This is a genomic window from Mycobacterium sp. (assembly GCF_035314905.1).
In the GTDB taxonomy this organism is placed as follows: Bacteria; Actinomycetota; Actinomycetes; order Mycobacteriales; family Mycobacteriaceae; genus Mycobacterium.
Map to the genome: position 1 here is coordinate 1 of NZ_DATFYW010000242.1, position 7,933 is coordinate 7,933.

Consider the following 7,933-nt stretch of genomic DNA (forward strand, 5'->3'; position numbering starts at 1 on the left):
GCCGCCGCGCGCCGCCGGCTGCGGCCGAATGACCAGAAAGCACAGGAAGAACCACAGGTAACCCAGTGCCCATCCGGCGAGTACGTCGGATGGATAGTGCACGTTCAACACGACGCGGCTGAGGCCGACCACAAGCACGATCAGCGCACCGGCCACGATTGTCAGGACGCGGACGCTGTGGCGGAACAAGCCCGCCGACACGGTCAGCAACGCCAGCACCGCGGCCATCACGTCGAGGGCATGCCCGGACGGGAATGAGCTGAGCCCGCTGGCGACCAGCGCTCCAGGGGGACGCGGGCGGTTGGCTATCCCCTTGGCCGCGTCGGTCACATATCCGGACAGCCACATGGTGAGGACCAGGAACAGCGCCGCGCGCAGATTGCGCCGCACCGCCGCGATCACGATGACAACCGCGCCCAGCACGCGAAAGCCGTTGGGGCCGAGAACCGTGGCGAGAATGTTCCAGAACCGTACCCACCCGGGGTGGTGGACACCGTAGTCGTGCAGCGGTTTCAACGCCGCCGAGTCCAGGTCGTCGAGCCAATTCCAGTGCGCCCGGTAGCCCACCCACATGAGCGCATAGACCGCGACCGCGATCGCCGCAAAGGCGATGCCGATGCGCATCTGCCGTGTCACGCTTACCAGGGTTTCAGAACGGCACCGGGGAATGGGATCATTTGCCGATGCGGTCGCCTGTCCGGGGTCGAGCAGGTGCACCACACCGTCCGCACGCTTGCGCGGCCGCACGGGTATCGTGGCCCCAACTTCCGGCGAAGTCGCTTGCGTTCGACGTCCCACCGGAATACGTCCTCCACATCCTCGGAGTCCGCGCCGGGAGGGCCAAGGCTGATCCGGGTGATTGAAACAAATGACACTCCGGATATGTTCGGCAACGGTATGAACCCTGTGCACAGCGGGAGGAGATAGGCGTGCCGGCACCGCGAGGCGACAACGTGCTGATCGTGCATTGGCATGACCTCGGCCGCTGCTTGAACGTGTACGGCCATCCCGGTGTGCGGAGTCCGCGGCTGGACCGGCTCGCCGCGGAGGGCATGCTTTTCACCCGGGCTCACGCCACCGCACCGCTGTGCTCGCCGTCGCGGGGCTCGCTGTTCACCGGCCGCTACCCCCATAGCAATGGCCTGGTCGGCCTGGCCCATCACGGCTGGGAGTACCGCGCGGGGGTGCGGACGCTCCCCCAGATCCTGGGCGACGCCGGCTGGTACTCCGCGCTGTTCGGGATGCAACACGAGACCTCTTACCCGGCGCGGCTTGGTTTCGACGAGTTCGACGTCACCAATTCTTACTGCGAATATGTCGTTCCCAAGGCTCAGGAGTGGCTTACCCAGAGCGCACCGTTTGAGGGCGGCGACCCGTTTCTGCTGACCGCCGGCTTCTTCGAAACGCACCGACCCTATCCCCGCGATCGTTACCGGCCTGCCGACCCTTCGGCTGTCGAGGTGCCGGGTTACCTTCCCGACACTCCGGACGTCCGCGGGGACCTCGCCGAGTTCTACGGCGCGATCGAGGTGGCCGACACCGCGGTCGGCCGACTGCTCGACACACTCGCCGAGACCGGGCTGGATGCGTCGACGTGGGTGGTGTTCTTCACCGACCACGGGGCGGCCTTCCCCCGCGCGAAGTCCACCCTCTACGACGCGGGCACGGGAATCGCGATGATCATCCGGCCGCCCTCTGGGCGCGGCATCGCGCCGCGGGTCTACGACGAGCTGTTCAGCGGCGTCGACCTGGTGCCGACACTTCTTGATCTGCTCGGCGTCGACATACCGGCCGATGTCGAAGGAATGTCGCACGCAAACAATTTGCTGAGCCCACCTGCCGGCGGGCCGCCCGTCCGCGATCACGTATACGCCGAGAAGACGTATCACGATTCCTTCGATCCAATACGCGCAATACGCACGAAGGAATACAGCTACATAGAGAATTACGCGCATCGGCCGCTGCTGGATTTGCCCTTGGATATCGAGCAGAGCCCCTCCGGAAAGGCGGTTGAGCGGTTTGTCCAGGCGCTGCGCCCTGCGCGTGAACTCTATCATCTGCTCGACGACCCGTCCGAGATCGACAACCTTCTCATCGGCGAGAACACGCACCGTGCCGACGCTATCGCGAGCGAGCTCGCGATTCGCCTGCACGACTGGCGGCTGAAAACCAGCGACGTCATTCCGTCGGAATTCGCCGGCACCCGAATATCGGTCCGGTACACCGAAACCTACCTCAGCATTCGCAGCCGAACGCCAACATCCCGCTCTGCGATCGCCACGGAGCGGGGTATCGAGGAAGAAGTCAAGTCGAAGCAATAGTTTTGTTCAGCGTGAACGTAATTGCGCGCTTCTGCGCTGGGATTCCAGTCCCGTTAGGCTTTCCCGGTGGCAGGTAGCCCGTCGTCATACCTGGTGCTCGCATCCCAGCGCAGCGGCAGCACGCTGCTCGTCGAATCGTTACGCGCCACGGGTGTCGCCGGCGAGCCGCAGGAGTTCTTTCAATATCTGCCGACCACCAGCCGGCCCCCGCAGCCGCGGGAGTGGTTCGCCGGTGTCGAGGACCAGTCGATACTGCGCCTGCTCGACCCGTTGGACGATGGCACACCCGACATCGCGCCTGCAGAGATCTGGCGCGACTACGTCCGCACCGTCGGCAGAACACCCAATGGCGTGTGGGGCGGCAAGCTGATGTGGAACCAGACGCCCCTGCTGGTGAAACGCGCTGCCGGCCTGCCGAACCGGTCCGGCGACGGCCTGCTGGCCGCGATCCGCGATGTGATCGGCGACGACCCGGTCCTGGTGCACGTCTACCGGCCCGATGTGGTGTCGCAGGCGGTGTCGTTCTGGCGGGCGGTGCAGACCCGGGTGTGGCGGGGCAGGCCCGAGCCCGTCCGCGATGCGCGGGCGCAGTATCACCCCGGCGCGATCGCCCACATCGTCACGCTCCTGCGGGCCCAGGAAGAGGGTTGGCGGGCCTGGTTCGCCGAGGAGAACATCAACCCGATCGAGGTCTCGTATCCGGTGCTGTGGCGCAACCTCACCCAGATAGTCGGGACCATTCTCGAAGCGTTGGGGCTGGACCCGCGACTGGCACCTCGACCGGTGCTCGAACGCCAGGCCGACCAACGTTCCGACGAATGGGTGGACCGCTACCGCGCGGACGCGCAGAAAGAGGGGCTGCCGACATGACCTCTGCGCTGACCGCGACTGACGCCCGGCGCGTCGACGAGCTGCGGCTGCTTGAGGCCGAGGCGGTGCACATCATCCGCGAAGTCGTCGCCGAGCTGCAGCGGCCGGTCCTGCTGTTCTCGGCGGGTAAGGATTCGATTGTGCTGCTCCAGCTGGCGGAGAAAGCGTTTCGGCCGTCGCCGTTGCCGTTTCCGGTGATGCACGTCGACACCGGGCACAACTTTCCGGAGGTGATCGAGTTCCGGGACCGCAGAGTCACCGGCCACGGACACAAGTTGATCGTCGCGTCGGTCCAGGAATCCATCGACAGCGGCCGGGTAGCCGATCCGGGCCCGGGGGAGTCACGCAACCGGCAACAGACCCGCACGCTGCTCGACGCGCTGGAAGCTGGCGGCTTCGACGCGGCCTTCGGGGGCGCCCGCCGCGACGAGGAACGTGCGCGCGCCAAGGAGCGGATCCTGAGCTTCCGCGACGAGTTCGGCCAGTGGGATCCCCGCGCGCAGCGGCCGGAGCCGTGGTCGCTCTACAACGGCCGGATCAAGAAGGGCGAGCAGGTGCGGGTGTTTCCCCTGAGCAACTGGACCGAGATCGATGTCTGGCGCTACATCCAGCTGGAAAACCTCGAGCTACCGTCGATCTACTACGCCCACGAACGCGAGGTGTTCGAGCGGGACGGCATCTTGCTGGCGGTGTCGGACTACGCCAGGCCGCGCAACGGCGAGACCTCCGCCGTGGAGTGGGTGCGCTACCGCACCGTCGGCGACATGACCATCACCGGCGCGGTCCGGTCCAGGGCCACCGACATCGTCCGGGTCATCGACGAGATCTCGGCGGCGACGGTGTCCGAGCGCGGCGAGACCCGCGCCGACGACCGCACCTCGGCCGCCGCGATGGAAGATCGCAAGCGCGAAGGGTACTTCTGATGACCGCTGCCGAACGGACGGCGGCTTCCACGGGCGTAACTCGCCAGCTGCTGCGGATCGCCACCGCGGGATCGGTTGACGACGGCAAGAGCACCCTGATCGGCCGGCTTCTGCACGATACCGACAGCCTGCCGCTGGACCATTTGGAGGCGGTCACCGACGAGGAGGGAGTCGCCGACCTGGCCGCGCTGTCCGATGGTCTGCGCGCCGAGCGCGAGCAGGGCATCACGATCGACGTCGCGTACCGATTCTTTTCCACCCACACGCGGAGCTACATCCTGGCCGATACCCCAGGCCACGAGCGCTACACCCGCAACATGTTCACCGGCGCGTCCAACGCGCACGTCGCGATACTGCTGGTCGACGCGAGAGCCGGAGTGCTGCGCCAGACCCGTCGGCACGCCCGCATCGCGAAGCTGCTGGGCATCAAGCACTTCGTCGCGACGGTCAACAAGATCGACCTGATCGCGTTCGACCAGGCCCGGTTCACCGAAGTCGAGGACCAGCTGCGCACGATGGCCGCGCGCCTTGGCGGCGCCGACATCACGGTGATCCCGATCGCGGCCAAGCACGGCGACAACGTCGTACACCGCTCCGGGCGCACTGCGTGGTACAGCGGGCCGACGCTGCTGGACTACCTCGAAGGTGTCGAGCTTGCCGCGCCGCAGGCGGAGGCGTCGCGGCTTCGGCTGCCGGTGCAGTGGGTGTCGCGGCCGACCGCTCACGTGCGCCGCCGCTACGCCGGGCGGCTCGCCGCGGGCACTTTGCGTGTCGGCGATCCGGTGGTGTCGCTGCCGGCCGGCACCCGCTCGATCGTGACCGCGCTGGACACCCTTGACGACGACCGCACGACTGCGGTTGCGCCGCTGTCGGTCTCGATCGAGCTCGCCGACGACATCGACGTGGGCCGCGGCGACGTGCTGGTCAGCGGGGCCGACGACGCGGTGCCTCCGGTGCTCGCGCGTGAGCTCGAGGCGACGGTGTGCTGGTTTGTCGACTCCCCGCTGCGGGCCGGCGACCGGCTGGCACTCAAACAAACCACCAAGACCGTGCGGGCGACCGTGCAGGCACTGCACTCGAGGCTGGATCCGGAGACGCTCGACGAACTCGACGGGCCGGTTGAGCTGGTGCTCAACGACATCGGGACGGTCACACTGCGGACCAGCTCCGTCGTCGTCGCCGACTCCTACGCCGACAGCCGTGACAGCGGCGCGTTCATCCTGATCGACGAGTCCACCAACGACACCGTCGGAGCCGGCACCATACTCGAAGCGCGCGAAGTGAAGCCGGGCGCTCATCCCCGCACCGACATCCGCTGGCATCCGTCGTCGCTGGACCGCAGCTACCGGTGGCGGGCCACCGGACAGCCGGGCGCGACGATCTGGTTCACGGGCCTGCCCGCATCCGGCAAGTCGACGATTGCCGTCGCCGTGGAGCGTGCACTCGTCGAATCAGGACGCGTGGCCTATCTGCTCGACGGCGACAACTTGCGTCACGGCCTGTCCGACGATCTCGGCTTCTCTCCCGGCGACCGCGCTGAAAACATCAGGCGGGTTGGGCATTTGACCAGGTTGCTCGCCGACGCGGGCGTGGTGACGTTGGCGTCACTGGCGTCCCCGCTCAGGTCGGACCGCGACATCGCCCGCGCCCTCAACGCCGCCGCCAAACTGCCCTTCATCGAGGTATACGTCGCCACGCCGCTGGCCGAGTGCGAAAGGCGCGACCCCAAAGGCCTGTACGCACAGGCGCGCGCCGGCGAACTCACCGGTCTGACCGGTGTGGATGCGCCGTACGAGCCTCCCGGCAACCCGGACCTGGTGCTCGACACCACCGGCGCCGCCATCGATGACCTGGTGGCGCGGGTGATTTCGGTCCTGGACGAGCGCAGCCCGCGGTAGATTGCCGATACGGTTGCTCCGTGCACGTGACGCGAGCCGATGTCGACTCCGTCCGCGCGATTTGGAGCTCCCTCGACCTGCCCGGAATCGTCGACTTCCATACGCATTTCATGCCGAAACGCGTGATGGACAAGGTGTGGGCCTACTTCGACTCGGCCGGACCCCTGGTCGGCCGGCCCTGGCCCATCGCCTACCGGACCGACGAGACCGAACGCGTCGAAACGCTGTGGCGCTTCGGCGTGCGTGCGTTCACGTCGCTGGTCTATCCGCACAAGCCCGATATGGCGGCTTGGCTGAACGCGTGGGCCGCCGAGTTCGCCGCATCCACACCGGATTGCCTCTCAACGGCCACGTTCTACCCGGAGCCTGACGCCCCGGGCTACGTCGAGGCGGCGATCGCCCACGGTGCCCGTGTGTTCAAGACACACCTGCAGGTCGGTGACTACGACCCCAACCATCCCCTGCTCGACGACGTGTGGGGTCTCATCGACGACGCCCGGATACCCGTTGTGATCCACTGCGGATCGGGCCGCGACCGGGTCGGTTCACCGGCCCGGAGCCGATCCGTCTGCTGTTACGGCGTTTCCCGAGCTTGCGACTGGTGATCGCCCCGGCTGGGCCGCCTGGGCCACCGCATCCTGTTCGGCAGCGACTTCCCGAACCTCCCGTATCCCTGCGCCGATGCGGTTCGGGCCGTGACGACGCTGCCGGGGGTCGGCGAAGCCTGGATTCGCGGCGTGCTCTATTACAACGGCGCGGAGCTGTTTTCGGTCGATCGTCAGGGCTTGTGACCGACGGCGAACACACGCCGAAACGCGAACAGCGTGCCGTGTCGTCCCGTCGGGTATGCCTCGCGCAGCTCAGCCGCCAACTGGGCCGAGAACTCCTCCGCCTCCACGGGCGACAACGCCGCAAGCATCGGCCGCAGGCCCGTGCCACGCAACCAGTCCAGCACCGGATCGTCGCCCTGCAGCACGTGCAGGTACGTCGTCTCCCAAACGTCGGCCACCATCCCGGCACCGAGCAACACCGCCGCATAAGACTCGGGTGCGCCGACGGTATCGATGTCGCGCGCAACGTTTCGCAATGTCGGCGCCCACCGCTGTGTGGAGGCTAGGCGGCGCATCACTGTGTGCGAGGGCGAGTCGAAGTTGCCGGGAACTTGCACGGCAAGCCAGCCGTCGCGCGGCAATGCCGCCGCCCACTGCGCCATCAACTGCTGGTGGCGTGGAACCCATTGCAGCGCAGCGTTACTCACCACGACGTCGACGTCGCCCGCGGGGTGCCAGGCGGCCGCGTCACCGATGGAGAACGACACACCCGGCACATCGGTGGCCACGGCGATCATCTCCGGCGACGAGTCGATGCCCTCGACTACCGCGCCCGGCCACCGCTCGGCCAGCAGCCCCGTGAGGGTGCCGGGCCCGCAGCCGACGTCTACGACGTGCCGCGGTGACGTCGCGTCGATGCGCGCCGTCAGATCGAGGAACGCGCGGTTACGCTCGTTGGCGAATCGGCCGTACTGCTTGGGATCCCATCGCACGGGGCCAGCGTAGAAGTTCCTGAGCGGCGACGTCAGCGTTCATAGCGACTTCACAGCCTCGCCTTGGCCTCCGATTAGCCCGGCCGCGCATCGTGGAACCATGACCCATTCCGCTCAGACACCGACACAGGTGCGGCGCATCGCGCTGGCGGCCATGATGGCGCTGGCCGGCGCGTCGTCACTGGTCCTGCTGAACGAGATTCACGTGGGCCCGGCATGGGTGCAGTGGGTCGTTTCACTCGTGGCCCTCGCCGCCGCGCTGGGTGTGCTCGTGATCGCCGATCTCAGTTGGCAACGCGCGGTCGCCAACGCCGAAGCCGACGGCCTCGTTGCCGGCCACGCCACCGACGCGCCGGACGCGTAGCCGGTGGCCATCAC

The 7,933-nt window shown here is 67.4% G+C and carries 7 protein-coding genes and 1 pseudogene; 6 read left to right on the top strand and 2 right to left on the bottom strand.

Annotated elements, in window-relative coordinates:
- Positions 1-636, bottom strand: a 636-nt coding sequence (locus VKG81_RS20610) for a phosphatase PAP2 family protein (RefSeq protein WP_324398581.1), incomplete at its 3' end; no start/stop codon positions are given.
- 287 nt (positions 637-923) lie between these two features.
- Between VKG81_RS20610 and VKG81_RS20615 the strand changes: the two genes are divergently transcribed.
- The 5 genes and pseudogenes from VKG81_RS20615 to VKG81_RS20635 all read left to right on the top strand — a co-directional run.
- Entirely contained in the window at positions 924-2,321 is a 1,398-nt protein-coding gene (locus VKG81_RS20615) for a sulfatase family protein (protein ID WP_414685356.1), read from the top strand.
- Between the two features lie 66 nt (positions 2,322-2,387).
- The gene (stf0, locus tag VKG81_RS20620; RefSeq protein ID WP_324398583.1) at positions 2,388-3,191 is read left to right on the top strand and encodes a trehalose 2-sulfotransferase; all 804 of its coding nucleotides are present in this window, start codon (positions 2,388-2,390) and stop codon (positions 3,189-3,191) included.
- Positions 3,188-4,114, top strand: coding sequence for a sulfate adenylyltransferase subunit CysD (gene cysD, locus VKG81_RS20625; RefSeq protein WP_324398584.1), 927 nt, complete (start codon positions 3,188-3,190; stop codon positions 4,112-4,114). Before stf0 ends, cysD begins: the two co-directional genes overlap by 4 nt.
- Complete coding sequence (gene cysC, locus VKG81_RS20630; RefSeq protein WP_324398585.1) at positions 4,114-6,012, top strand: adenylyl-sulfate kinase; 1,899 nt, start codon at positions 4,114-4,116, stop codon at positions 6,010-6,012. Before cysD ends, cysC begins: the two co-directional genes overlap by 1 nt.
- A gap of 26 nt (positions 6,013-6,038) precedes the next feature.
- A pseudogene (locus tag VKG81_RS20635) lies at positions 6,039-6,616 on the top strand (amidohydrolase family protein); the annotation flags it as partial.
- Between the two features lie 174 nt (positions 6,617-6,790).
- On the opposite strand, the gene VKG81_RS20640 reads toward VKG81_RS20635, so the two are convergent.
- Positions 6,791-7,555 (bottom strand): trans-aconitate 2-methyltransferase, encoded by a 765-nt coding sequence (locus VKG81_RS20640; RefSeq protein WP_324398586.1) that lies wholly within the window; start codon positions 7,553-7,555, stop codon positions 6,791-6,793.
- A gap of 100 nt (positions 7,556-7,655) precedes the next feature.
- Here VKG81_RS20640 and VKG81_RS20645 point away from each other — a divergent pair, with 100 nt between their 5' ends.
- On the top strand, positions 7,656-7,919 hold the full coding sequence (locus tag VKG81_RS20645) for a hypothetical protein (protein ID WP_324398587.1): 264 nt from the start codon (positions 7,656-7,658) through the stop codon (positions 7,917-7,919).
- The last annotated feature ends 14 nt before the right edge of the window (positions 7,920-7,933 follow it).